We start from the raw sequence: 26,302 nt of genomic DNA, 5'->3' as shown, positions 1-26,302 counted from the left end.
TAAGTCTACTTTCTGACGTAGTCTACAAACGAATAGCGGAAGTCGTGACGATCGTCCATAGGATGGTCTTCACGACTTTCTTCTTGCCACTCGTCCTTGTACTCAGGGAAAAAAGTGTCGGCTTCAACAGGGGTGTCGTCAATCTCTGTGAGACAGAGACGGTCGGCCAGAGGCAGAGCCTGCTGGTAGACGCTAGCCCCTCCGATGATGTAGATATCCTCATCTGAAGAGCAATGGGCGATGGCTTCTTCCAGCGAAGGGTAGACATCGCAGCCTGGAAAAGCCTTGGCACTTCGGCTCAGCACGATGTTACGACGATTAGGCAGGGCTCCTTTGGGGAGGGAGAGAAAGGTGTTGTGCCCCATGATGATGGTATGACCTGTGGTGAGTGCCTTAAAGCGCTTCAGGTCATTGGGGAGCCAATAAATCAGTTTGTTCTTCAATCCGATGGCTCTATTCTTCGCCACCGCTGCAATAATCGATATCATACACTCACTTCTGCTTTAATATGGGGATGTGGATCGTAACCTATGAGCTCAAAGTCTTCGAACTGGAAGTCGAAGAGCGACTTGACATCGGGGTTAAGCTTCATTTGTGGCAATGGCCTCGGCTCTCGTGTCAATTGGAGCTTGGCTTGCTCGATATGGTTCAGGTAGAGGTGGGTGTCGCCCGTCGTGTGGATGAAGTCCCCAGCCTTGAATCCAGTTACCTGTGCCATCATCTGGAGCAAGAGGGCGTAAGAGGCGATGTTGAAGGGTACGCCAAGGAAAGTATCAGCCGAGCGCTGGTAGAGTTGCAGCGAGAGACGGTCATCGGCCACATAGAACTGGAAGATGGTGTGGCATGGGGGCAGGGCCATCTTATTCACCTCGGCCACATTCCATGCCGAGACAATCATACGACGGGAGTTCGGATTGTTTTTCAACTGATCCAGCACGTACTGTATCTGGTCGATAGTCCCCCCGTTATAATCGGGCCATGAGCGCCACTGGTGACCATATACAGGTCCCAGCTCACCATTCTCGTCAGCCCACTCGTTCCAGATCCTGACACCATGTTCCTGCAGGTATTTCACGTTGGTGTCGCCCTTCAAGAACCATAGCAGTTCGTAGATGATACTTTTCAGGTGGAGCTTCTTCGTGGTGAGCAGAGGGAAACCGTCGTCGAGGTTGTATCGGCTCTGGGTGCCGAAGATACTGATGGTGCCTGTACCGGTACGGTCGCCTTTCTCAGTGCCTTCGGTAAGGATGCGGTTCAGAATGTCTAAGTACTGTTTCATATTTCAATATTTCAATTTTCAATCTTCAATTTTCAATATCCCAACAGGTTCTGAGGGCAGATGCGTGGTCTTGATGCGCCAGGGCTTGGGATAGAGGTTGTTGGCGCGGTTGCCGATATTCTTGGCAGGTCCCAGTGCGAATCCTTTGTAGGCGATGGTCACGATGCCACGGGGTGTATCGGGAGGCAATACCAGTGCCTCGCCCCGGAGATACCTGAGTGCCTCGGGGTAGGAGAGACTGATGGGCTCTCCTGTGGGGAAATCAATCATCAGCGGTTTTAACGGGAGTTGTTTCCTCTTATCGTGAGAAGACGTGCCCTTTTTCCTCACCACAGCCATAAACAGTCCTTCTCCTCGGGTGATCCCTGGGATGAAACGATAGACGGGCATAGGAAAGCCCTCGAGTAGCGAACCCGTGATATGCCATTCCGTCTGTGTGGGAACTTCCATCAACTCCGCATCGTATGTCTTGAGAATCCACCGTATGTTCTCTTCGTTCTCTTTTATATTAAAGGTACATGTACTATATATTAGCAATCCCCCGGGATTCAGACACTCCCATGCATCGGCCACGATGTCGCGCTGCAGTCGCCAGCACTTTTCCACATTTTGCAGACTCCACTCGCTGATGGTGGCAGGATCCTTGCGGAACATGCCTTCGCCAGAGCAGGGTACGTCGCAGAGTATCACGTCGAAGCTGGCCTTCGCCTTTCGGAAGTCGCGAGGGTAGGCGTTGGTGACGCTGCATTCAGGATAGCCCCACTTCGTGATGTTCTCCAACAGAATCTGTGCACGGTTAGCGATAGGCTCATTACTTACCAGTGTACTGCCTGCAGGTAATACGCTGATGGCAGCCGTAGACTTTCCGCCAGGGGCGGCACAAAGGTCGAGCATCGCCACGGGGTCTTTGACAAATTGTCGCAATACATGGGTGACGAACATCGATGCCGCCTCCTGCACATAATAACAGCCTGCATGGAAAAGGGGATCGAACGTGAACTGCGGGCGCCCTTCAAGGTAATAACCCTCCTCGCACCAAGCAACTCTCTCGCCTGAGACTCTGGCGGAAGCAGCCTTCCTCGGATTAATCCGAATGCTTACGGGAGCCTCGTCATCGAAGGCTCCTAAGAAGCGGTTCAGGCGCTCCTCGCCCATCACCAACCTCGTCTCACGGATGAAATCCTCAGGTAAATTCGTCATAAATGCTATTTTCGCGCCAAAATTACAAAAAAAATAGGAATTATCACTATCTTTGCAACTAAATTATAATTTGTTTCGTCAAATAGACAAAAGAAACAAGTTAAACAGATAAAAGTTAAAAAGGAGAATAAATATGAAACAGTGTTTAATCGCAATCGCCATGGTGCTCACGCTTAGCATGAATGCTAACGCTGCAGCACAGAAACACCGCCATACTCCTCGTACGGAGCAGGTGGACACTACTAAAAACAATCAGGACGCAATCGAAGCCTTTTCTGACACAACCAATGTTGCTAATTCAGAGGATGCTGAGGACGACCAGTACATTCAGAGCCGTCGTCACACCACTCACCACGTCAGCGGCTTCCCTGGGATCTTTAATAACCTCGACGGAGATGACATCGCAGGCATGCTCTTCGTACTGCTGATCATTCTGATCATGTTCCTGGCTGCACCGATAGGTATCATCATCGCCATCTTCTACTTTGTGAACAAGAACCGCAGGGAGAAGTACAAACTGGCACAGATGGCCATGCAGAACGGACAACCTATTCCTGATCAGCTGCTGAAGGAGAATACAGCCGCGATGACGAAAGACGACTACGATACAGGCCTCCGCCAGATGTTCACAGGTGTTGGCTTAGCCATCTTCCTGGGTATCATCATCGGAAAACTGGGAATAGGCATCGGTGCCCTGGTATTCTTCATCGGACTCGGAAAGTGGTACGTAGCGCGCCAGGCTAAGAATGATGCCCCGAGAGATTTTCAAGATTATAACAACTATAAAATGAACAACAATGAACAAGAGACTGACACGCTCTAACGACAGAGTATGGGCTGGGGTTTGCGGCGGCATTGCCGAGTATCTGGATTTCGACCCCGTATTGGTTAGAATAGCATACGCTTTCCTGACACTCTTCACAGCCTTCAGCGGATTGATTTTCTATATCGTGCTGTGGATTGTGATGCCGGAAAAGAACCTTTTGGAAAAGTAAAAAAGTAAAAAAGTAAAAAGGTAAAAGGGTAAAAAGGTGGCGGATCTCAGCGATATCTCTCTCGTAACCCAGGTGGCGGTACTGCACAACAAGAAGGCCTTCGACCAGCTTGTTAGGAAGTATCAGTCACCTGTGCGTCGTTTCTTCCTGAATCAGACGCTGGGCGACGAGCAGCTGAGCGACGACCTTGCCTAGGAGACTTTCATCAAGGCCTATGTGAACATCACGAAGTTCCGAGGTATGTCGAGCTTCTCTACATGGCTCATGCGCATTGCCTACAACGTGTTCTACGATGATGTCCGTTCCCGTAAGCAGACCGAAGATATCGATACCAGTTCGGCGGTTCGGCAGTCCTCGAAGTCCGGCGACTCCAACCTGAAGATGGATATCCATGCAGCTCTGGCCCTGTTGAAGCCCGATGAACGCAGCTGCGTCACCCTGCAGCTTATCGATGGTTATCCGGTCGACCAGATTAGCAAGATTACGGGGATTAACGAGAATACGGTGAAATCTCACCTGAAGAGAGGAAAAGACAAATTGGCAAACTATTTAAAGGAAAATGGCTATGACCGATAAAGACAATATCATGATAGAGGAATTCTTCAAGCAGGCTGCTCAGCAGCAGATTGAAGACAACGGCTTTACGGAGCGGGTGATGAAGAGCCTGCCCGAGACCAGTGCAGAGCGCGTGCGCCGTCTGTCCAGACTGTGGACCATCTTCTGCGGTGTCGTGGGCGTGGTGCTCTTTTTCGTGTTCGGAGGTTGGCAGATCCTGCAGGGTCTGTTCTACGGAGGCTTGCGCATGATGCTGGGATGGCTCGAGGTGTTGATGGTAACAGCTCCAACCACAGAGATACCCGTCAATCCGTGGGTGGTTCTGCTGCTGTTGGCTTTTGTATTAATCTTCCTGCCTTATCAAATAGCCCGTAAGTTGTACGTAATACAATAAACTCCGTGCGCCGGTTTAGCTGGTGACACTGTTCCTGCTGTTCCTCTGGGAGCGTGGCAATAAACTCCTCGGTGAGTATATCGCCCTCCTTGAGGAACGGATATTTTTCTGCCACCTTACGCTTGATGCGCTTGGGCTTGCCTTCGCCATACCCCTTGGGCGTGAGACGGTCTGAAGCAATGCCGTGCTGAATCAGGTAGTTCACCACGCTCTCGGCTCTTCGCTGGGAGAGGGCTTCGTTGTATGGGTCGGAACCTCGGCAGTCGGTATGGGCAGAGAGCTCGATGGTGACGTTGGGGTTCTCGTTCAACAATCTGACGAGTTCGTCAAGGGCTGTTGCTGACTCCGGGCGAAGGGTGGCCTTATTGAAGTCGTAGAAGATGTTCTCTATGAGCACTGGGGCGGAGATGTTGGCCAGGGGGAATTGCAGCACATGCTCCTCCGAGGTCTTTGCGGGAGCCACGCTGATCTCCTGCTGATGGTTCAGATACCCCTTACAGGTAGCCAGCAGCACATAGTCCACGCCTGGCTTGATCTCCTGTGTAAACGATCCGTCACCGCGTACGCTGAGTTTCAGGTTCGTACCGTCATTGCCCACCATATATACCTGTGCGGCAGGCAGCTCATAGCCGTCCTGCTCATACACCCAGCCTTTCACGGTCTGTACGATCTCCGGATTGTAGAAGCTGTAGATGTGGTCGTTGCCACGCTGGTCGCCACGACTGGAACAGAAGAATCCCTGGTTGCGCTTGCCTTCGAACGTCATGCCGAAGTCATCACCTTGGGAGTTTACGGGAAAGCCCAGATGTTCCAGTTGATGGCCTCTGGCAATGTAGATGTCGAGACCTCCGAAGCCTGGGTGGCCGTTGCTCGAGAAATACAGGTCGCCGTTGGGACGGAAAGTAGGAAACATCTCATCGCCGGCTGTGTTGACAGGCTTGCCGAGATTCTCCACCACGCCAGCTTCTCCATGGCTGAGCAGACGGCAGCGCCAGATGTCGAGTCCGCCCATACCTCCAGGCATGTCACTGACGAAATAGAGCCATTCGCCATCAGGCGAGACGGCGGGGTGGGCATAGCTGCAGGTGGTATCCTTCGAGATGGTGAGCTCGCGGGGTTTCGTCCAGGTGGCATCGCTTCGTTCCGACACCACGATGGTGGCATAGCGTGGATGGGTAGGGTCGGTCTTACACTGGGTGAGATACATCGTCCTGCCATCAGGCGACAGACAGCAGGCACCCTCGTCAAAGTCGGAGTTCAGTTCCGAGTCGATGCTCTGGGGTTTGCTCCATCGGCCCTGGTCGTCCTTCTGCGAGAGGAAGATGTCGGCGGCCTTGGCACCTGTGATCCCGCTCCAGTCGTCGCCTTGTGCCTGGTTACGGGTGGAGGTGAAGTAGAGCAGGTTATTGTCGTCACCGCCTATCATGGGTGAGTAGTCGTCTCGGCGGGAGTTGAACACGTCCATCCGCTTCACGATATAGGCCGAACCCTCCTTCTTCCATGCTGGTGCCATCTGTGCCGATTTCAGGCCGTTCTTCACCCGCTCATCGCCGGGCAGTGAGTCGTTGGCGGTTTGGAATGCTTTGGCAGCCTCCTTATAATTGCCGTTTTTCAGGTAGAGTTGTCCGAGGTAGAGGTGGGTGATGGAGTCGGCCTTCTTGTAGCGCACCACGTTGTTATAGGCGTTGATGGCCTTGGTGGTGGCATTGATGCGCCGGTAGCACTCTGCGAGTTTCTGGGCGCGCTGGCCTCGCAGGTCTCTCTCCTTGGCGGGTGTCTGCGAATAGGCTTTCCTGTATTGTTCTGCGGCGTTGTAATATTCTCCGATGGCGTAGAACTGGTCGCCTTTCTTCATAGCCTTCTCTGCTCCGCAACTCAGAAGGAGCAGGGAGCAGAGGGCGATGTATAGGATGTATAGATGTCTTCGCATACCTTATTAATAACGCATGAGGCATGCGGATTATTATTTTGGGCAGCTGTTATTTCACGCTGGCGAACGACCTTTCGATGTCCGAGGCGGTAATCTCCGTCAGCTGACGGTCGGAGAGGTTCGACTTTCCTTCCAGACGGTTGGCTTGCATCTGTATGGCCTTCTCAAACACGTTGCGCACATATCGGGCATTACCGAAGTTCCTGTCTTTGTGCTCTACGGCGTAGTCGAGTTTCTCCTTCAGCAGCGTGTCGGCCTCGTCAGAGATGGTATACTGGTTCTTCTTCATATACATGTGGAAGATCTTCACCAGTTCTTGGGCCGAATAGTCGGGGAAGTTGATATAGCGGTTGAAACGCGACTGCAGTCCGGGGTTCGAGTCGATGAATCGCTTCATCTCGTTGGTATAGCCGGCGATGATCACCACCAGCTTGTCGCGATCGTCCTCCATGCGCTTCAGCAGGGTCGAGATGGCCTCCTGTCCGTAGTCCTGACCACTGCCCTCGGGCACGAGTGCATAGGCTTCGTCGATGAAGAGCACACCGTTGAGTGCCGAGTCTACGATGGCGTTGGTCTTGGTGGCTGTCTGACCCACGTATTCTGCAACCAGTCCCGAGCGGTCAGTCTCCACGGTATGGCCTTTCTTCAGGATACCCAGGTCCTTGTAGATACGTGCCACGATGCGGGCCACGGTGGTCTTACCTGTACCAGGACTACCCGTAAACACCAGGTGGTACGAGAGCTTCGGAGTCTTCAGCCCCTTCTGCTGGCGCTGCTTCTGCAACTTGACGAAGTTGGCCAGCGATTTCACCTCCTGTTTCACGTTCTCGAGTCCAATCAGGTCTTCCAACTCCTGATAGGGGTCTGTGTCGAGCACGGGGTTAATCACCACACTGTCTTTCTTCTCCTCCGTCTTCTGTTCGGTGGTCTCAGCGGTGGTCGATTCCTCATCCTTCTCTTCTTCGTCTGTGGGAACCAGCATGGTGAAGATGCCTAGCAGCACGAAGACGATGGCTGCCGCCCACTTGTTGTTAATGTTAACATTCATGATCTTATAGTTTTTAGTGATATATACACAAAATAGACAAAATAGGGTAGTACATAGAAGAACATATCCCAACGGTCGGCCACACCAGGCAGCAGCAATAATTGCTGCATCATTTCCGAGAGCACACCGAGCGCGGGAATCAATCCCGCCCATAAGAGGCGTTTGCCGATGGGCTCGCCCATGGTCAGTGCGTGGATGAGCATGATATAGGCTCCCGACCATAGTCCTCCCGGCAGGTTGTAGACCACCCATTCTGGGAATTGCCATTGGCTGATGGCCTCCCGTGCGCCTTCCAGACCGTTAGCTCCCGCATGGTCGAGCAGCAGATTGATAAGCGTCTGTCTGGAGCGGAACAGGATGTAGATCATTCCGCCGATGAGAAGCAACAGGAGGCTGCCCCATAGCCAGGGTTTGCGCTTCCGTATTGTCATTTCGGCGATTTTATCTTCTTCAGCTCGGCATCTGTCAGCACGGTCACCCTTCGGTTGCTGGTGTCGGTCATCACCTCGTGCACAATCTCGGCCACCTGCTGTTTCAGCTCCTCAATAAACTGTTGCGGGTCGTACTTCTGGTGCTCAATGTCACGCAGCTTCTTCTCCCAGATACCTGTCAGCTCACAGCTCTTCAGCAGCTCCTCCCTGATCAGGTCTATCAGTTCTATGCCAGTGGGTGTGGCGATGAGGCGTTTCTTGTCGCGCTTGATGTAGCGGCGCTTAAACAGGGTCTCGATGATGCCTGCCCTTGATGAGGGTCGTCCGATGCCGTTTTCCTTCATGGCGGCGCGCAGGGTCTCGTCCTCCACAAACTTACCTGCCGTCTCCATGGCCCTCAGCAGCGAGGCTTCATTATAATAAGGTGGGGGCGTGGTCCACTTCTCCGTCAGTGTCGGCTTATGCTCGCCGCTCTCGCCTTTTACGAAGGTGGGCAGTGTGCGCTCCTCGTCGTCGCCCTTCTTCTCTTCCTCGTCTTTCTGCTTCTCCTTGCCCTGCACCACGCGCCAGCCCGGATCCAGAATCTCCTTACCCGTCACCTTGAACTCAATACCGTCCACCTCTCCTAAGACCGTCGTCGTCGAGAACTTACAGTCGGGCAGGAAGACGGCGATAAACCGCCTTGCCACGAGGTCGAACACCTTTTGCTCGGCATCACTCAGGTTGTGTGGTATCACGCCCGTCGGAATGATGGCGTGGTGATCGGTCACCTTCGAGGTGTCGAATACGCGCTTGCTCTTCTTCAGGGGCTTGCCGCCGATGGGCCTGATCAGCTCGGCATAGGGAGCCACCCCGCCGAACTGCGTCTGATAGAGTCCGTTCAGCGTTGGTCCGCACTTGGGGTAGATGTCGTCCGAGAGGTACTGCGTGTCCACACGGGGGTAGGTGGTATACTTCTTCTCGTAGAGGCTCTGTATCAGGTTGAGCGTCATCTCGGCAGAATAGGCATACTTGCGGTTGCAGTCCACCTGCAGCGAGGTGAGGTCGTAGAGCTGTGGTGGCTGCTCCTTGCCCTCCTTCTTCTCCACCTTCGTCACCGTGAAGGGCTTGCCCTCGATGGTCTCAAAAGCCTTCTCGCCCTCCTCCTTCGAGGTGAATTTCCCTTTGGTGGCGGTGAAGGTGGTATCTCGGTAGACGGTTGCCAGCACCCAGTAGGGCTCTGGCTTGAAGTTCTCTATCTCCTTCTGTCGGTTCACGATGAGGGCGAGGGTAGGGGTCTGCACGCGCCCAATGGAGAGCACCTGACGGTTCTGGCCGTACTTCAGCGTGTAGAGTCGTGTGGCGTTCATGCCCAGCAGCCAGTCACCGATGGCGCGTGAGAGTCCTGCTAGGTAGAGCGGCTGGTAATCCTGCTGGTCTTTCAGGTTGGCGAATCCCTCGCGGATGGCCTCGTCGGTCATCGACGATATCCACAGTCTCTTCACGGGGCACTTCGCCTGCGCCTTCTGCATCACCCATCGCTGGATAAGCTCTCCCTCTTGTCCGGCGTCACCGCAGTTCACGATGCCGTCGGCAGCCTGCATCAGGCGCTCGATGGTGGCAAACTGCTTCTTGATGCCGTTATCGTCTATCAGCTTGATGCCGAAGCGCTGTGGCACCATGGGCAGCTGTGTCAGTGCCCACGGCTTCCATGCCGGGCTATAGTCGCCTGGCTCCTTCAGGGTACACAAATGTCCGAAGGTCCAGGTCACCTGATACCCGTTCCCCTCCATATATCCGTCGCGCGACGATGTGGCCCCGATAATCCGGGCGATATCTCTCGCCACGCTAGGTTTCTCTGCAATACATACTATCATATCAGGGGACAAAGGTACAAAAAAGTGCGAAGATAACCAAATATATTTTGGTTTTTCATAAAATGCCCACAAAAACAGGGGCAGACGAACCAAATCGCCTGCCCCTTCTCTCTCTACATACCCATGCACGAGGTGGCCCCCAGTGCCGTGAGTACTGCCGTGATCACCGACGCTATGATCTGCAGCGTCCACTTCAACGTCTCTCTCTTACTCATCATTCACCTCCTTCCTGATGGGTTGCTACTGCGAACGAGCTGATGGGAATCTTCTCCTGATAGGTGCGCTCCTTGCCGTCGATGGTCTTCTTCTTCGACTCCACCACGTAGGCGGCCTTGAAGGTACACTCCTCCTTCAGCGCGCGACTGGTCAGCTTCTCGCCCTTCGAGTTCTCGGGGACGAAGCGCAGGTGTACACCCGCAATCAGATTCTCGATGCCCACATTGAGCGACTTCTCCACCGTGTCCTGCGCCTTCTTGCCGTCGCTCTCGATGCTGGGCGAGAACGTTCCGAAGCCGTCGAGCTTCACGGGCTGACCCTGGATCACCATCTCCTTCAGACATGCCACGATGTTCTGCAACACGAGCACCGCCATGGGGTAGTCTACGAGCTTTCCGTGCTCAGCGAGGTGCTTGGCGAAGCCCTTCAGACTCAGAGGCTCCTTGGTGTCTGCCTCGGGATAGTACTGGCCGTAACCGGCGTTGTACTGGTTTTTGTTCTTCCGGAGATTCACCGGAAATGCAATTACTTCACTTGCCATTTTCTTTGTTCCTTTCTTTTTTAATGGTTAAAGCTTAAAGCTTAATGTTAATTGTTCTCTCTTTGCAACCCTTCCGAGCCTCCCGCCTGCGCACTGCGATCTTCTCTTCTGGAATGCATTGCAAAGTTACTAAATAAAATGCCTTTTTCCAAATTTTACCCCTCTGCGCGAGTACTTATGTGAACTTATGTGAACTTATGAGTACTTACGCCCGGTATTTGGACGTTTTTCTTGCAAAACGCTCTTTTATTTTGTATCTTTGTGGTGCGTTTAATCAATACTATTTATCAATTATGTTTATTACCAATCATTACGATCAAAACACCAATCAATCGTCGGCCATCGGTCGCATGGAGCTCGCCCAGAGTTATTTCCCTTTCCTTCTGCCTCGCTCTGCCTGGCAAAAGTTCAAGAGACTCTTACGCGAAAATCCAGACCTCTCAGGCTTCGCTAAGCAGCGTCGACGAACGTTTCTTCCTTCAGAGGTAGACACTATCTACCACCACCTGGGGCGCCCATAAAGCGCCCCCTTTTCGGTCCCTGAGCTTGTCTAAGGATTACTCCGACTAAACTCGGACTTTACTCCGAGTAAACCGAGACTTTACTCCGACTAAAACTCCGCTCCCCCCCTTAGAGCTACTCACAACTCACAAACTCACAAATACTTTTTTCAATTCACCAATCTCTCTCTTAATAATTATATATATATTAATTATATTATAATATAATTAATATATATATAATTTAATAAATAGATTAAATTATCTCTACCTCCAATTCTTTCTACCACCTCACTCACCCTCCATAATCACTTTTTCAGAACCATTTGTGAATTTGTGAGTTGTGAGTACCAGTGTCTACGTTTTTAGTACAAGACATTGCAGCCGAGACGCTCTTCGGAGGCTTCGCGCCTCCAGCCGCTGAGGCAAACCACCGCGGTGTTTTTCATGGCTGTGTCTACTTTCTCAGGAAAAGTGTCTACCTAAATCAGGAAAAGGCATCAAATGCTAATTTAACTCACAACTCACAAACTCACAAACTCACAAAATGGAAACAGTAGAAATGAATAAATCAATGCACCTCTCCGAGCACTTGGCTTCGCCGAGTGAGGCTGCGCTCAGCCATTCAAGCAAGCTTGATGGCCTTCGCTTATCGCCTCACTTTACGCTCGGGGAGGTTACGAAGACGAGTGTGAAAACGGCGGGAGAACGCTCGGCGACGCAAGGAGACGCTTTGCTTGCAAAGAATATTCCCAGCCATGTGGCGATTGAGAATCTGAGGAATCTCTGTGAGAATTGGTTGGAGGAGCTGCGCGAGAATTATAATCTCATTTACGAAGGAGTAGGGGATTGTAAGGGTGACGAGCCCATCATCATCACGAGCGGTTATCGCTCGCCGGAGGTGAATAAGGCGGTGGGAGGATCGCCAACGAGTAACCACCTGACGGGGTGTGCGGTGGATATCCGATGCGTGGGCATTGAGCAGGCGATTCGGTATGCGTGTATCCTGCTGGATATCGCGGATGGCTCGAAGCGGGATTACGATGAACTGTTCAACGAACGAAGCAAGCAGGGGCGCTACTGGATTCACTTCGCAGTGCGCCCGAAGGAGAATCGACGGAAGACGGCTTTTGTGCAGACGTAAAAAAGAACGAGGCTTGCATCCCTGCAGGATAAATAATATTTGGAACATATTGAATTCCTTCTTATCTCTGGCTTCGCCGAAGATACTTTCGCTCGAAACTAAAAATAAATCGAGATTTATTTGGTAGTTTGCTCGCTTTTTCGTATCTTTGCACCGTCAGAATGAAAGTTCTGGCTATCCGGGCAGAATCCCGCGGGGGAGCAAGACTTTATCGACACTACTCCATTTTAAATGAGTCACTCGGAAGTGGCTCATTTATTTTTCTTATTTGATGTAACGGCAAATAAAGGTCTGGAAAAACCGTTTGTCTTCCAAACTCTTTCGGGTTACAGACAATTGCTTCTTACCCTTGAACACCAAAACTTCTTTTGCATTAAAGTTTGCCTCAAAGTAATGTTTAATGTTACGAGCCAATGTACTAGGCGAATAGTCAATAGTCATGTTGAGCAGCACACGATTAGTTTGTCCAACAGACTCCGACAAACGATTGTCGATTGAATTCTTCCCTGAAATAGTCTTTAAGTCGAACATCTTGTACACACCCTTTCGCTCAAAGATGAAATCGGCTGTTCTGATGCCTCTTGGATTTGGCAAGATATAGACGCTGTAACCATGCTCCACAGCCTTGCGGGCAGCATTCAGCAGATTGTCATAATCATCATCCTTCGTACCACCAGTGGTATAGATGTTGCTTTCGCCCTCCAAAGGACTAAAGGCTCTTTGCTGGGTTATCTCTTTTAGCATGCTGATGAATCCCGCACCCTTCAAGGAATGCAGATCAGCCAATTGCTCAGCAATATCCCTCGATGGAGCCTCGGCCACAAGCCACATTTGCTCCACTTCGTCTTCGAATATCTCGTCTTCGATAAGATGCTCTTCTGTCATAGTATATGTTTTCTGCTGGCAAAGGTAATAATTATTTCAGATTCCTCCAAACATTTGATTGTTTTTCTATCCTCTTCCCATGTTGTTGTGGGGACATATTATGTTCAACAAAAACAAAAAATCGAGTTTTTATTTGGTTTTATCTTCGATTTATATTATCTTTGCAATCGAAATAGTATTAACGATTTGAATAACAAAAACTTAAAAAATTAAGAAGAAGATTACCAACCTCATGATGATGGCTTTGCTGTCAGTCTGCATGGGCCTGACCAGTTGAATCCCGATAAGTAATCAGCTAGCTTCCGTTTCTTGTCATCTCGAAAGGCAACGGGTAGGCGACCATCTACGCTCGAGATGACATGAAAAAAGGGGCGCGCATCACTGAAGTGAACCCCTTTTGCCAATAATATATGAAAAACTAAATTACTTTTTTCTTATCACAATTGCGCATATTCAGGTGCAAACAACTTGGCTATTTCTATGACTTCCTTAATTTTGTTAGAAAGTCTTGTGGTCATTTGCGAACTAAAATATTTTTCAAATACATCTTCTGTTTTCTGCTTGCGACTTAAGATGTCTTGCCAAATACCATTATAATACAGTTTATAATCTTCATGACTTTTATTTGGCCATCCCCCATCATAATAGAAGTCTGAATATTGTGCCATCCACCTGATAGAACCTAGCATGGCTCCCATTACACTAATGGGAATTGCGCTATCATGATCTAAATAATACTTCCAGTATGCCTCTTGTAGTGTTTCATCTACGGGCTTACTCTCAAAATCTAAAATTACGTTTTTGCATTCCATATCTTTATGCTTATTATTAATAATCTAATATTGAGACTATATAAATATGGTGTAAATGTGATGTGATGTTATTCATACCATTATTTCTAAGCTCAACAATGTTTTGACGATGCAAAGGTACGGATTCTTGGGGAAATAGCCAAATATTTAACTCTATTTTAATAGATTTTTCCATTCGTCGATATAATTTGGGGTGCTGTTTGCTAAAATGTATTGTGCAGACGTGATCCATGCCCCTTGTCATCTCGAGCGTAGCCGAGAGATGACCAAATATATTTTGGTTTTTCAATAATCCCCAGCCGTGACTACGACTGGGGATACTGTTTTCAGATGATTAAAAGGGCTGTTTCGCAACCCAGATGCTGCACCATTAGTTGGTTGGCGTCAGCGTCCAAGTGTCGCCGGAGATGGCAAGTGTCATGTCGCCATCGCTATGGGGGTAAGTGCCATCGGTTATGGTAATTGTATAATCACCATCATCGTTAGTCACTTTTTCTGTGCCGAAATATATTGGGTGCTGTAATACATTACCAAAACCTTTACCGATGCAGTTTGCACCCGTACTTTTTTGGGCGGTCACGCTGACAACTGTTTTCTCGATCTTAATACTACCGCATGATGCAGCATACGTACCATTATCTGATTCTCCCGTTCCGATACCTGCGCCACCACCTTTGCCCGTGGCTGTTACTGTACCACCCGAGATGGTAATGTCACCGTTAGTATAAGAAGAGGTAGCGGCATCACTAAAGTATCCCGATCCGATACCCGCAGCGCCATTACCACCATTAGCTTCAATTTCTCCACCCATAATTACGATAGCCTTGAAATTACCGTTCAAACTACCACCAATGCCCGCACCGCTAGCACCGCCATTAGCTTCCAACTTACCCGTTCCTGCGGTCTGACCAAAGATGTTGAGCGGACCGAAGGCTGTATTAATAGCAGCAGAACCATTGTGTGTTGTGGTCATGGTGTTCGTCGTACCGTCAACCAAGATGATGTTGGAACCGGTAGTTCCACTGGTCTCAATACATGACCCTGTAGTACTGTTGATGGTGACGCCATTGAGAACGGCGGTAGCCTCATCTGCAATAGTAATCTTATATGTGTCACTTGTTCCTATGATCTCCCATTGCTCATTGGCTGGGATGTTTGCATCTCCAGTATTGATGTCATGCAACTTGTGGTAAACCTTCACTTCGCAGTCGACATACAAATCCCCGATAGAGGCTGTGATAGTCGTTTCACCGCCATCAACAGCCGTCACCTCGCCAGTCTCCTCATCGACAGTGGCCACCCACGGGCGTCTTGAACTAAAGACGACCTGATCAAGGCCCGGATCGCCTACGAGCGTGGGTTTCAACGTTGCAGTATTTTCACCGCCATCAATATACAGCACCAAGCTGGTCTTGTCCAGCGAGATACTGGTTACGGTACATTCTGGAGGCGTCGGCTTTTCCCAATGGCCGAGCACATCTTCACACGAGGTTAAACACATGGAAAGACTAAAGAGGACTACCAGTCCCCAGAGTTTTTTCATCATTGATTGTTTCATTGTTTTATTGATTAAAATTATTATTTATTGGTGGCAAAGGTAAACAAAATATCGAAAATATCCAAATATTGTCTCAATAGTTTGCCTTCATCCATTCTACAATCCTGAGGAAGAAGGTCAGAGCCGATACCTCGTGATTGGTGATGCCGACCTCCTTGGTCGCTTCGGCGCTGTACTCTCCGACAAACTCCTCGGTCTTGATGCCATTGGCCTTGAGGAACTTGCTCATGGCATAGAAATTCTCCACTGGCACGACATCGTCTTTCGTATCGTGGAAGAGCATCACATCGAAGTCTTTGCGGGGCGTCCAGCCGCTGGTAAGCGCATCCTCACTGAAGGCGGCCTTGAACTTGAGCGACAGGGGATTGTTGGCATCGAGGAAGGCCTCTGTGAGGAGATCGCTCGTCTTCTTGGTTTTGATAAGCTCCTCGTCGAGGGCCCTGCGCTTGTTCTGCTTGCTAAGGAACCACTCATCGAAGTTCTTGGCCACGGGATCCTTCAGATAGTCGTGGATGTTGTAACCCAGACGGAAGAAGTGGTTGTAGGCATAGAGCAGGTTGCAGACGGTGCTGGGCATCTCGGTTTCACCTTTGGTGACAGCGTCGAACATCGAGTTGATGTCGTAGGGACCGTCGCCGGCGAAGGCGCGTTTAACCTTGATTTCCGGGTGGCGCTCTGAGATCTCGCGCAAGACGCCCATCGTGGTCTGTCCGCCCTCCGAGTAGCCTGCGATGACGAAGTCGTCGCCCTTTTTCACTTTAAAGTCTTCTATCAGTCGCTTGGCAGCGAGGTAGGCATCGAGCGAGGCGCGTCCGTTGGTGCGTGAGATACAGTAGGCCTGCGGCTCTTTCTCGGTGATGCCGAAGCCGTAGTAGTCGGGGGCTACGACGATGAAGTCGGTGAGGGAAGCCCCGGTGGGGAACTCAACGGCTCCGCGCGAAGGCGCCTGCGTGGTGGCGTAGATCGTGAAGTGATTGTAGAGCAGAATGCCGTTGAAGGGCTTGTCTTCCTTTATCAGTGATTTGTTGACCGTGATGGTGCCGCTGAGCGTGCAGGGATTGCCGAAGGGGTCGACAGAAGGATAGTTGAACACATAGTTCATGTGGTTGGGGAAAAGCAGCACGGGGATGCTGTCGATAATGCAGGCCCGAGGGAGGGTCGACTTGGCCATCCAGTCTTGGATCATCCCGCTATTATTGCTTACAGTCTTGGTAAGTGTACCTTCGTGGGTGGCATTGCTGAAGGCGATACTGCCCGAGCCACTTCTCATCTTGATCTGACCGATATCGACAAAGTCGTTGTGACCCCCGTCACCGCGTGTGCGGGCCGCCGCATAGGATGTGCCAGTATTCGGGTCGGTCAGGGTGACTTGTCCATTGGCAGACACCTGCCATGTGAACGGTGCATCCTTCGGACCGCCGTAAATCTCGAGCGGCTCATTGAATTCGTCATCAAACACAGCCAGGGCAATGTAGCCCGTGTGGTCGGCTTTGGCCTCCACTACAATCAAAGCGCGGTTGAAGGGCTTGCCGTCCTCGGTGACGTCTTCATAGTCGAATGACTCGCTCCACAGGCCGACGAGGCTCTGTTCCATCTCCTGTTGGCTGGGGGTTGCGGGGTTGTCGGTATTGTCTTTACAGGCACTCAAGCCTAACAGGAGCACTACGGCCATCATTGTGAATAATACTTTTTTCATGTTGCTTTAAGTTATATTATTTGTTTTGCGGATTCCTGGGCGGCGATGACCTTATCGCACCAGGCGTCGAACTCAGGATCTTCTTCCTGGAGCTCGGGGTGGGCGAGGAGATAGGCTACACAGCGGCGCACACCCTCGTCGAAACGGGTGACACACTGGAAGCCCGGAACGGCACGCTTCAGCTTCGAACAGTCGAAGATGACGGTGACCGACTTGTCGCCTAAGAGGTTGCCCGTAAAGTCGTATTCCTTGGGCGCTACGGCAGCGAGGAAGTCGGAGGCCACATGGTAGAGCTGGGGCGTGACGCCGAGGGCGTTGGCCACACACTGGTAGATCTGATTCCACGAGAGCTGTTCGTCGCTCATGATCTGGAAGGGCTCGCCGATGGCCTTGGGATTACCTAAAAGGCCGATGAAGCCTCGGGCAAAATCCTCGTTCCATGTGAGGGTCCAGAGGGATGAACCATCGCCATTGACGATGACGGGCTTGCCCTCCATCATGCGTTTGAGCACCTGCCAGCTGCCCTTGGGACCATGCACGCTGACGGGCACGCCACGCTCACAATAGGTGTGGCTGGGACGGACGATGGTGACGGGGAAGCCGTTTTCGCGGTATTCCTTCATGAGCAGCTCCTCGCAGGCAATCTTGTTGCGCGAGTACTCCCAGTAGGGGTTGGCGAGGGTGGTGCCCTCGGTGATGACATGATTGGCGGCGGGCTTGTTGTAGGCCGAGGCCGAGCTGATGTAGACATACTGGCGGGTGCGGCCCTTGAAGAGGCGGATATCGCGCTCTACCTGAGAGGGCAGGAAGCCGATGAACTCACAGACGGCGTCGAACATCTCGCTGCCCACCTGACGCAGCACCTCCTGCTCGTCGTTGATGTCGACAATGACTTGTTTCACACTGGCGGGTACTTCGCTCTTGCGATTGCCGCGATTGAGCAGCCACAGGTCGTGGCCGCTTGCTGCCAACTGGCGGGTGATGGCACTCGAGATGGTGCCCGTGCCACCGATTAATAGAATCTTCATATTAATATTTGTCAAGTCCTTTTTTCAGGAAGTCGATGTAGGCGTTGATGTCTTCATCGTAGGCACGGCTGCCAGTGAGCGGATGGCCGTCGTTGTCGAGGATGACATAGAACGGCTGGGCATTGGCACCGAACTTGGAACTCTGGAGCCAGCTCCACTTCGCCCCGACGGTGCGCAGCGTCTTGGTGTTGCCGTTGGCATCGGTCACCTCATAGGGCTCGCTGAGCGGCGTCTTGTCGTCGACATAGAGCGAGATGAGCACGAAGTCGTTGGTGAGCATATCGGCCACGGTAGGATCGGTCCATACGGCTGCCTCCATCTTACGGCAGTTCACGCAACCGAAGCCGGTGAAGTCGATGAGTACAGGCTTGCCCAGCGACTTGGCAGCGGCCATGCCCGATTCGTAGTCGGTGTATTTGGCCTCTACCACCTTATTATTAAGGTTGAAGTCCTGCGTGTTCATCGGAGGGGCGAAGGCGCTGACAGCCTTGCACGGAGCCCCCCAGAGTCCGGGAACCATATAGAGGGCGAAGGCCAGCGACACCAGTCCGCCCATGATGCAGACCACTGGCATCGGCTTATGGAGCTCGCCGCCCACCTCGTCGCTCTGGAATTTGAGCCAGCCACAGAGGTAGGCACCCAGGAGTGCGAAGATGACAATCCACAGCGAGAGGAACACCTCACGGTCGAGCAGATGCCAGCCATAGGCGAGATCGGCCACGGAGAAGAACTTCAGGGCGAAGGCCAGTTCGATGAAACCCAGCACAATCTTCAACGTGTTCATCCACGACCCCGACTTCGGCGCCTGTTTCAGCCAGGCAGGGAAGAGGGCGAAGAGCGTGAAGGGCAGGGCCAGCGCCAGGGAGAATCCGAACATGCCGAGGGCAGGTGCCAGCCAGTTGCCGCTGGTGGTGGTCTCTACGAGCAGCAGGCCGATGATGGGGGCCGTGCATGAGAACGACACGAGTACCAGCGTGAACGCCATGAGGAAGATGGAGAGCAGCCCGCTGGTCGTTGTGGCCTTGGTGTCGACGCTGTTAGCCCAGCTGTCGGGCAGCTTGATTTCGAACCAACCGAAGAATGACAGGGCAAAGACCACGAGCAGCAGGAAGAGTAGGATATTGAACACAGCATTGGTGGACATGGCATTGAGCGTGTTGCTGCCGAAGAGGGCTGTCACAAGCAATCCCAGTCCGAGGTAGATGACTATGATGGACAGCCCATAGGTGACGGCATCGCGCACCCCTTGGCGCTTATCACTCTTGGCACGCTTGAGGAAGAAACTGACCGTCATGGGGATGATGGGCCAGATGCAGGGCATGCAGACGGCGAGCAATCCGCCGACAAAGCCCATCAGGAGAATAAACCATAAGGAGTGGTCGGCAATGTTGTCGCTGTCGGAGCCCATGGCGCGGAGCTCCTCCACCACAGGCTGCCAGAGGTCGGAGGCAGTGGCTACTGTAGCGGAATCGGCCACCACCGTATCGGCCACCACCGTGTCTTTGGGTGTCTCTGCCACGACGGGCTCTTCCTTCTTCTCATCCTGATCCTTCTTCTCCTCTTCCACTACGGGACTCTTTCCCTTGACCTGCAGCGTGACCTCAGAGGGAGGCAGACAAGACGCATCATTGCAGGCGCCATACTCGAGGTAGCAGTCGATGTCGTATTGGGGTTTAGTGAAACGGATTTTCTGCACGAAGGTGACGGCACTCTCAAAGTAGCGCAGCTCCATCTCGAAGAGTTTGTCGAACTGTTTGATTTCCTTGCCTCTGGCTTGCAGCTTTCCTACAGGTTGGGCACCCTCCATCTTCACCACGTTGAAGGAGGCGGAGATGGGACCGTCGTTGCCAAGATTGGTGGAATAGACATGCCAGCCTGGATCGATGGTGGCGGAGAATACGAGCTCGCCCTCGCCGCCTTTCAGTTCCTTCAACTGTGAAGTGAAATGAACGGGCTCCATCATCTGAGCCGTGGCTGAGAGCACAAAGAACAGTAAGAGTGATAATGACAGAAATTTCTTCATGCTGCAAAGATACGAATAAGCGAGCAAAAAACCAAGAGTGCCCTTGGGATTTAACATTCATTGAAGGAAATGGGCCGTTCGCTGAAAAGTTTTGGTGGGTGACACTATTTGTATTACCTTTGCGCCAACAAATAAATAAATGCATAATATTCGTATGAAGAGGATGATGTTTTTCATGATGCTGATGGCATCTTTAGTGGTCTTGACCTGCTGTTCGGCAGAAGACCCCCTGAGTGATTTTTATAATGATCCGCAAGAAGAATGGAACCAAGGCGGATCACAGGTTCCTGGCAATAATGGCAGTGGCAGTTCTGCCACGACGGGAGTATTGGCTACCTTTGCGGTGAACCCTGACCAGACGACAGCCGAGCCCACCGCAGCTGCCTCGGAGTATTTCCCCGAAGACGAGGATGCCTTGGAGAACAACGATTTCAAGACCGAGGTGAGCATTGACCTGACGAACCCTGTGGCGAAGAGTGAGAGTGGGGTGGAGGTCACCGTCAAAGGCGGACACGTCACCGCCAATCATGGTTCAGCGAAGGGCATCTGCTACGTGTTGAGCGGTACGACGACTAACGGCTCGTTTACGGTGGTGGGCGATAAGAAATATGAGGTGAAGCTGAACGGTGTCAGCATCACCAATCCCGACAGTGCTGCCCTGAACCTGTTGAGCGGCAAACGTGCCTATGTGGTGCTGGCAGAAGGTACAGACAATACCTTGGCCGATGGCGCTGGTGGCAGCCAGAAAGGAGCACTCTATTGCAAGGGTAAGCTGCTCTTCAACGGAAAAGGTTCGCTCAGTGTGACGGGTAACACGAACAATGCCATCCACTCGGCAGACTATATCGTGTTTCGCAAAGGGAATAACATCTCGGTGAAGTCGACAGCCAACCACGGTATCAAAGCCAACGACGGGGTGTTTATCAATGGCGGCATCCTGAACGTCGAGGTGACAGCGGCCGCAGCAAAAGGCATCAATTGTGAGGGGCATATCGTGGTGAATGGCGGACGCACCACCGTCATCACGACAGGCGATGGCATCTATGACACCGACGACCGCGAGGCTAAGGGGGCTGCTTGTATCAAGGCCGATTCCACCCTGACGGTGAATGCAGGTACGTTGATGCTGAAAAGTACAGGCTCGGGTGGCAAAGGCATCAATGTGGATATGGAGGCCTACTTCAATGGCGGTGAGGTATACATCATCACCGAGGGCGGACAGTTCAGGAGCAACAACGACACCTCGTCGCCCAAGGGTATCAAGGTGGATGGCAACCTGACCATCAGCGGCGGTACTATCTGGGTGCGCACCAGCGGTAATAACGGTGAGGGCATCGAAACCAAAGGTAAGCTGACGATAACAGGTGGCGAGGTGGCTTCCTACGCTTATGACGATGCCATCAACTCGAAGGATGACATGACCATCAGTGGCGGTTATGTCTATGCCCAGGGAAAGGCCAACGACGGCCTCGATGCCAACGGCAACTGCTATATCAAGGGCGGAATTGTCTATGCCATCTGCTCCGGCTCTCCCGAGGTGGCTATCGATGCCAATACCGAGGGTGGCAAGAAACTCTATCTCACAGGCGGTACGATCGTGGCCGTGGGAGGATTGGAGAATGGTTCACAACTGACACAGGCTTGTTATCTGGCTTCGCAATGGTCGACCAATGCCTGGTACACCCTTTCCTATGGAAACAGCAGTTTCTCGTTCCAGACACCATCGGGCGGTGGCTCAGGGCTCGTTGTATCGGCAGCTTCCGCACCCTCACTTCTGAAGGACGTCTCCGTCAGCGGCGGCAGCAAGTATTTTGGTGGTCTGGGTATTCAGGATGGCACCGTCAGTGGCGGTTCTTCGGTATCGCTCACCTCGTATACAGGTGGCAACGGTGGCATGGGAGGCGGTCCTGGCGGATGGCGTTGACACAATAAATCTCTTTCTTTCACGTTATATCATTAAACAGATGAATTTGATGAAGAATCAGTCACGACATGAAAATATGATGTATCTGGTGGTGTGGGGCTTGCTCTTTTTAGCCCCACTCCTCAGCCTTTATGTCAGGACTATCAATCATGAGGATGCCACTTTCAACTGGACGGAGGTGCTGATTGTCTGGCGCTCATTCGCCATTTTCCTGGTCTTGTTTCTCCTTCATAACTGCTTCCTGGCACCGCTCATCGTGCATCAGCAGCGACGGGTGCTTTACTTCTCTGTCGTAACGGCAGTATTGGGTGCGTTCTTCATCTGGCAATGTTCCCATAAGCCACAGAGGGATAAGGATTTCCGCAGGCGACCCCCCATGGAGCGACATGAATCACGGCCGCCCCATATGGATGAGAACGGTGGGCATCAGCCCCATATGGATGAGGCCGGTGAGCATCAGCCCCCCTTCGACAAGCCGCCTCACGACAAACCTGAGCATCGCATGCGTCGGGACCATATGCCGCCTCCCATCGTTGGCGAACGTGATATACTGGCCTTGGTGGTGCTCATTCTGATGTTTGGCGCAAACCTCGGCACGAAGTACTATTTCCGTAGTCGTGACGACCAGAAGCGGTTGGCAGAACTGGAACGGCAGAATTTGGAGCAGCAGCTGGAGTATCTGCGTTATCAGATCAACCCCCATTTCTTCATGAACACGCTCAATAATATCCATGCGCTCGTGGATATCGATCCTGCTAAAGCTCAAGAGACCATCGTGGAGTTGTCGAAGATGATGCGGTTCGTCTTGTATGAGGGCGACAAGCGCGGCGTGACCCTGGCTCGTGAACTGGAGTTTATCCGAACCTATCTGAAACTGATGCAGTTGCGCTTTACCGATCAGGTAAGGATTTCGCAGAATCTGCCTGCGGAGGTGCCCGACAGGAACATCCCGCCCCTGTTGCTCATCACGTTTGTCGAGAATGCCTTCAAGCATGGGGTCAGTTATCAGCAGGAGTCGTATATAGAGCTGCAGGCTGCCGTGGAGGATGAAAGACTGGTCTTCTCTTGTCGTAACTCCAAGGCTAGCAAACCCAATCAGGAGAAAGGCGGCGTAGGACTCACCAATGTCCGCAAGCGTCTCGACCTGCTATTCAAAAATGATTATTCACTCGATATCCACGACGAAGCCGACAGCTACGCCGTCGAACTAAATATTCCGTTATCATGATCAGATGTCTTGCCATAGATGATGAGCCATTGGCTCTGCAGCAGCTTGTTTCATATATTAATAAGGTGCCCTTCCTGGAGTTGGCTGCCCAGTGCCGGAGTGCCATTGAAGCCCGTCGGTTTTTGGAGAACGATACCGTGGATGCCATCTTCTGCGATATCAACATGCCCGACCTGAATGGCATGGAGTTTGTCAAGGCGCTCATGGCTCCACCTCTTGTGGTCTTTACTACTGCCTATTCGGAATATGCTGTTGAGGGATTTAAGGTGAATGCCGTAGACTATCTGTTGAAGCCTTTCGGACTGCAGGAGTTCCAACGGGCTGCCAACCGTTTGAAAGAAAGGATGGAGGGTGCGGGTATGGCTGCGGAAAATACTCCGGCCAAAGAGACTGAAGATGATACGCTCTTCCTGAAGACCGACTATCGTATCGTGAAAGTCAGCATCGGCGATATCCGTTATGTGGAGGCTATGAGCGAATATCTGAAGGTCTGGCTTGAAGGACAGTCCAAGCCCATCATCACCCTCCTCTCGATGAAGAAGATGGAAGAACGGCTACCCGACACGTTTATGCGTATCCACCGTTCTTACATCATCAACCTCACCAAGATTCAGGAAGTCAACAAGAACCGCGTCATCATGGATGCCGACACCTATCTGCCTATTGGCGAGATGTATAAGGATGCCTTCCAGGCTTATCTCGACACGAAGTTCTTGGGCAAGTGACTATTTGCTGCCTACGATATTCTTGAACGACGAGCCGAAGATCACATACGTTTCATGTTTTATTGTTCTGTGTTTATTTGTTATTCCTCGTCCATAGGATAGCGTACGTCCCACTTCTTGCGCAGGCCGTCCATCAGCTCCATGATATAAAGCGTTTCGTTTAAAGGCATCTCCCGAGGCTCCAGAAGTCCGTCGATGAGCGCCTGACGGCAAGCTCGAAATTGATACTCGTAGCCCGTAATCTGCTGTGGAACATGGATGGTCTCGATATAGGTACGGTCGGGGCCATTTACCGTAATCTGTTGCGGATTGTTCACGTTGTCGATGATCAGGTTACCCTCCGTACCTGCTATCACACCGATGTTGTCGCCCACGCACTGGGCACTCGACTGCAGGTTGCAGAGTACACCATCGGCAAGCACGAGACTGATGGCATTTGTCAGGTCCATACCCGTCTTTGACTTCACGCATTGGCTCTCCATACTCACGATATCGGCATCGAAGAACATCCTCACGAAGTTCAGGACATAGACACCGAGGTCGAGCAGGGCACCGCCGCAGAGGTCTGGGCGCATGATGCGTGGTTTGTCGCCCATCGAGTAGCCAAGGGTGGCGGTTACGAGCCTGGGTTCTCCGATGCGTCCGCTGCTGATGAGGTCACGCATCGTCTTCACAACAGGCTGGTAACGTGTCCAGATGGCTTCAGCCAGAAAGACTTTCTGCTGACGGGCTATGTCAACGATCTCCTTAGCCTGACGGTGGTTGGCCATAAAGGCTTTCTCCACCAGACAGGGCTTGCCTGCCAACAGGGCCTCACGGGTCACGTCGTAATGGTGGGAGTGGGGCGTACCTACATAAACCAAGTCTACGTCAGGGTCGGCAATCAACTCACTATATGAGCCATAAGCCTTTCCGATGTTCCATTTCTGGGCGAACGCTTCTGCCTTCTCTTGTGAGCGCGACCCCACAGCATAGGCCTCACACACTGTCAAACCATTCAAGGTGATGGCAGCCTTCTCGGCAATCCATCCTGTGCCGATGATACCGACACGCAGTATTTTGTTATCTGTCATCCTCGTGCCATTTTATAGATTGCCTCCACGTCTTCAGCCAACTTGTTTAATCTGGCTGAGAAAGAATGCTGAATATAGCTATACAGTCTTTTCATTCTTGTGAAGGCAGGCGAATGATCCTCACCTGTTATGTTACTTTTAATGTACTCTCTCTCATCTCCATATGAGCGTCAACTGTCAGATGCTTGACAAGTGTGTCGCCTTCCATTTGATCGTACAGGAGCCTGAAGGCCTTCCGTCCAATTTCCTTTAAGTTTTGTTTTACAAACGTCACCCGAGGATGATACATGTCCGACACCCATTCGCTCATGTAGCCTGCCAAAGAAATGTCTTCCGGCATACGGAGCCCCCGGCTACGAACTGTCTGGAAGGCAGAGGCTGCCAAAAGTCCGTGAGTAGCCAGAATGGCATCAGGGGGCTCGGTCATGTCGAGCAAGTCCAATGTATCCTTTAGGCCTGAGTTGATGGTGGCGACTCCGCATTTTACCAGTTCTCGTCTGATTGGGATTCCCCGTTCGCGTAAGGCTGTGATGTATCCATGTTTGCGGTCGGCTGTCTGCTTCATTTGGTTAGGTCCCCCCAAGAAGGCAATACGCCTTGCTCCTCCGTCAATGAGGTGGAGGGTCATCTCATAGGCCGTGGCTATATCATTAATCGTAACTGACGATAAGTTGATATCGGCAATCCTGTCAAACAGCACTACGGGGATGTGTGTCTCTTTCAGTTGTTCCAGATGTGCAAAGTCAACCGTTTCCTGCGATAGACACATGATGATACCATCCACATGGAGGTCCTCCAATAGCTCGACGCAGGCCACCTCACCCTTATAACGCTCATTAGAATCAGTGACAATACACATATAGCCCGCTTTACGTGCTTCAGCCTCAATACTCTTCACGATGTGGGAGAAGTGGCTGAACGACATGTCGGGCACAATGACGCCAATGGTACGCGTTTTGCCATACCGCAGACTCATGGCAAGGGGATTGGGGCGATAGCCGTTTTCTTCTGCCAGTTTCAGAATCTTCTGCTTCAAAGCTAAACTTACGCCATCAAGACCTTTCAACGCACGTGAGACTGTCGAGACGTTAACCCCGAGAATCTTGGCTAGATCACGTTGAGATATTCTTTTTTTCACCTTCCTAGTTTTATTGACACCACAAAAGTAATCATTCTTGGTAACATTATAACGAAAGTGTTGCTTAAAATATTGCGCAACGCGTTGCGCAACATTCGGATTATATGATTTAGACCACCCACT

The 26,302-nt window shown here is 51.7% G+C and carries 25 protein-coding genes and 1 pseudogene; 9 read left to right on the top strand and 17 right to left on the bottom strand.

The features are described from left to right. Nucleotides 1-5: 5 nt before the first annotated feature. Genes BMY16_RS00905 through BMY16_RS00895 form a run of 3 tightly spaced genes read right to left on the bottom strand, consistent with a single transcriptional unit; the run spans nt 6 to nt 2,479 of the window. On the bottom strand, nt 6-488 hold the full coding sequence (locus tag BMY16_RS00905; protein ID WP_091838795.1) for a dihydrofolate reductase: 483 nt from the start codon (nt 486-488) through the stop codon (nt 6-8). Further along, the gene (locus BMY16_RS00900; protein ID WP_091838793.1) at nt 485-1,279 is read right to left on the bottom strand and encodes a thymidylate synthase; all 795 of its coding nucleotides are present in this window, start codon (nt 1,277-1,279) and stop codon (nt 485-487) included. Before BMY16_RS00900 ends, BMY16_RS00905 begins: the two co-directional genes overlap by 4 nt. Nucleotides 1,280-1,297: 18 nt before the next feature. Further along, complete coding sequence (locus BMY16_RS00895) at nt 1,298-2,479, bottom strand: methyltransferase RsmF C-terminal domain-like protein (RefSeq protein ID WP_091838790.1); 1,182 nt, start codon at nt 2,477-2,479, stop codon at nt 1,298-1,300. 133 nt (nt 2,480-2,612) lie between these two features. On the opposite strand from BMY16_RS00895, the gene BMY16_RS00890 reads away from it, so the two are divergent. The 4 genes and pseudogenes from BMY16_RS00890 (at nt 2,613) to BMY16_RS00875 (ending at nt 4,423) form a co-directional block, all read left to right on the top strand. Then, entirely contained in the window at nt 2,613-3,302 is a 690-nt protein-coding gene (locus tag BMY16_RS00890; RefSeq protein WP_139207076.1) for a DUF6249 domain-containing protein, read from the top strand. Continuing rightward, the gene (locus BMY16_RS00885; protein WP_091838785.1) at nt 3,277-3,474 is read left to right on the top strand and encodes a PspC domain-containing protein; all 198 of its coding nucleotides are present in this window, start codon (nt 3,277-3,279) and stop codon (nt 3,472-3,474) included. Before BMY16_RS00890 ends, BMY16_RS00885 begins: the two co-directional genes overlap by 26 nt. A 36-nt stretch (nt 3,475-3,510) precedes the next feature. Further along, a pseudogene (locus BMY16_RS00880) lies at nt 3,511-4,050 on the top strand (RNA polymerase sigma factor). Continuing rightward, a complete protein-coding gene (locus BMY16_RS00875) occupies nt 4,040-4,423 on the top strand; it encodes a DUF5056 domain-containing protein (protein ID WP_170835957.1) in 384 nt (127 codons plus the stop codon). Before BMY16_RS00880 ends, BMY16_RS00875 begins: the two are co-directional and overlap by 11 nt. Here the strand turns inward: BMY16_RS00875 and BMY16_RS00870 are convergent. From BMY16_RS00870 to BMY16_RS00855, 6 genes are all read right to left on the bottom strand, one after another. Then, complete coding sequence (locus BMY16_RS00870; protein WP_091838780.1) at nt 4,335-6,353, bottom strand: PorE family type IX secretion system protein; 2,019 nt, start codon at nt 6,351-6,353, stop codon at nt 4,335-4,337. The genes BMY16_RS00875 and BMY16_RS00870 overlap by 89 nt on opposite strands. A gap of 49 nt (nt 6,354-6,402) precedes the next feature. Beyond that, nucleotides 6,403-7,401: an AAA family ATPase gene (locus tag BMY16_RS00865; RefSeq protein WP_211839317.1), complete on the bottom strand. Its 999-nt coding sequence runs from the start codon at nt 7,399-7,401 to the stop codon at nt 6,403-6,405. After that, nucleotides 7,398-7,832: a hypothetical protein gene (locus BMY16_RS15660; protein WP_211839316.1), complete on the bottom strand. Its 435-nt coding sequence runs from the start codon at nt 7,830-7,832 to the stop codon at nt 7,398-7,400. Before BMY16_RS15660 ends, BMY16_RS00865 begins: the two co-directional genes overlap by 4 nt. Continuing rightward, on the bottom strand, nt 7,829-9,688 hold the full coding sequence (locus BMY16_RS00860) for a DNA topoisomerase 3 (protein ID WP_091838774.1): 1,860 nt from the start codon (nt 9,686-9,688) through the stop codon (nt 7,829-7,831). The genes BMY16_RS15660 and BMY16_RS00860 overlap by 4 nt, the downstream gene beginning before the upstream one ends. A 113-nt stretch (nt 9,689-9,801) precedes the next feature. Next, the gene (locus BMY16_RS15395; RefSeq protein ID WP_411267756.1) at nt 9,802-9,906 is read right to left on the bottom strand and encodes a smalltalk protein; all 105 of its coding nucleotides are present in this window, start codon (nt 9,904-9,906) and stop codon (nt 9,802-9,804) included. Continuing rightward, nucleotides 9,903-10,445, bottom strand: coding sequence for an HU family DNA-binding protein (locus BMY16_RS00855; protein ID WP_139207075.1), 543 nt, complete (start codon nt 10,443-10,445; stop codon nt 9,903-9,905). Before BMY16_RS00855 ends, BMY16_RS15395 begins: the two co-directional genes overlap by 4 nt. A gap of 293 nt (nt 10,446-10,738) precedes the next feature. Here BMY16_RS00855 and BMY16_RS00850 point away from each other — a divergent pair, with 293 nt between their 5' ends. Continuing rightward, nucleotides 10,739-10,966, top strand: a complete 228-nt coding sequence (locus BMY16_RS00850; protein ID WP_091838769.1) for a DUF4248 domain-containing protein — start codon at nt 10,739-10,741, stop codon at nt 10,964-10,966. Between the two features lie 526 nt (nt 10,967-11,492). Beyond that, nucleotides 11,493-12,089 carry a D-Ala-D-Ala carboxypeptidase family metallohydrolase gene (locus BMY16_RS00840; protein ID WP_244512804.1) on the top strand — a complete coding sequence of 199 codons (597 nt, stop codon included), beginning with the start codon at nt 11,493-11,495 and terminating at the stop codon, nt 12,087-12,089. Nucleotides 12,090-12,353: 264 nt separating this feature from the next. On the opposite strand, the gene BMY16_RS00835 is transcribed toward BMY16_RS00840, so the two are convergent. From BMY16_RS00835 to BMY16_RS00810, 6 genes are all read right to left on the bottom strand, one after another. Continuing rightward, the gene (locus BMY16_RS00835; protein WP_091838763.1) at nt 12,354-12,974 is read right to left on the bottom strand and encodes a hypothetical protein; all 621 of its coding nucleotides are present in this window, start codon (nt 12,972-12,974) and stop codon (nt 12,354-12,356) included. A gap of 437 nt (nt 12,975-13,411) precedes the next feature. After that, complete coding sequence (locus BMY16_RS00830) at nt 13,412-13,786, bottom strand: hypothetical protein (protein ID WP_091838761.1); 375 nt, start codon at nt 13,784-13,786, stop codon at nt 13,412-13,414. A 370-nt stretch (nt 13,787-14,156) separates the two neighbouring features. Then, on the bottom strand, nt 14,157-15,344 hold the full coding sequence (locus BMY16_RS00825) for an Ig-like domain-containing protein (protein ID WP_091838758.1): 1,188 nt from the start codon (nt 15,342-15,344) through the stop codon (nt 14,157-14,159). A gap of 73 nt (nt 15,345-15,417) precedes the next feature. Continuing rightward, nucleotides 15,418-17,040 carry an alpha/beta hydrolase gene (locus BMY16_RS00820; RefSeq protein WP_139207073.1) on the bottom strand — a complete coding sequence of 541 codons (1,623 nt, stop codon included), beginning with the start codon at nt 17,038-17,040 and terminating at the stop codon, nt 15,418-15,420. A gap of 11 nt (nt 17,041-17,051) precedes the next feature. Further along, the gene (locus BMY16_RS00815; RefSeq protein ID WP_091838753.1) at nt 17,052-18,068 is read right to left on the bottom strand and encodes an SDR family oxidoreductase; all 1,017 of its coding nucleotides are present in this window, start codon (nt 18,066-18,068) and stop codon (nt 17,052-17,054) included. A gap of 1 nt (nt 18,069) precedes the next feature. Further along, entirely contained in the window at nt 18,070-20,091 is a 2,022-nt protein-coding gene (locus BMY16_RS00810; RefSeq protein WP_091838750.1) for a protein-disulfide reductase DsbD family protein, read from the bottom strand. Between the two features lie 154 nt (nt 20,092-20,245). Between BMY16_RS00810 and BMY16_RS00805 the strand changes: the two genes are divergently transcribed. Genes BMY16_RS00805 through BMY16_RS00795 form a run of 3 tightly spaced genes read left to right on the top strand, consistent with a single transcriptional unit; the run spans nt 20,246 to nt 23,968 of the window. Continuing rightward, on the top strand, nt 20,246-22,015 hold the full coding sequence (locus tag BMY16_RS00805) for a carbohydrate-binding domain-containing protein (protein WP_170835956.1): 1,770 nt from the start codon (nt 20,246-20,248) through the stop codon (nt 22,013-22,015). Between the two features lie 49 nt (nt 22,016-22,064). Continuing rightward, nucleotides 22,065-23,243, top strand: a complete 1,179-nt coding sequence (locus BMY16_RS00800; RefSeq protein ID WP_091839812.1) for a sensor histidine kinase — start codon at nt 22,065-22,067, stop codon at nt 23,241-23,243. Beyond that, nucleotides 23,240-23,968: a LytR/AlgR family response regulator transcription factor gene (locus BMY16_RS00795; protein WP_091838744.1), complete on the top strand. Its 729-nt coding sequence runs from the start codon at nt 23,240-23,242 to the stop codon at nt 23,966-23,968. Before BMY16_RS00800 ends, BMY16_RS00795 begins: the two co-directional genes overlap by 4 nt. An 80-nt stretch (nt 23,969-24,048) precedes the next feature. On the opposite strand, the gene BMY16_RS00790 is transcribed toward BMY16_RS00795, so the two are convergent. Both BMY16_RS00790 and BMY16_RS00785 read right to left on the bottom strand, forming a co-directional pair. Then, entirely contained in the window at nt 24,049-25,041 is a 993-nt protein-coding gene (locus BMY16_RS00790) for a Gfo/Idh/MocA family protein (protein WP_091838741.1), read from the bottom strand. 127 nt (nt 25,042-25,168) lie between these two features. Next, a complete protein-coding gene (locus tag BMY16_RS00785; protein ID WP_091838739.1) occupies nt 25,169-26,179 on the bottom strand; it encodes a LacI family DNA-binding transcriptional regulator in 1,011 nt (336 codons plus the stop codon). Nucleotides 26,180-26,302 lie beyond the last annotated feature (123 nt).

The organism is Prevotella sp. ne3005 (assembly GCF_900110085.1).
In the GTDB taxonomy this organism is placed as follows: Bacteria; Bacteroidota; Bacteroidia; order Bacteroidales; family Bacteroidaceae; genus Prevotella.
Note: the sequence above shows the minus strand (reverse complement) of the source record. Positions and strands in the feature narration are given on the sequence as shown.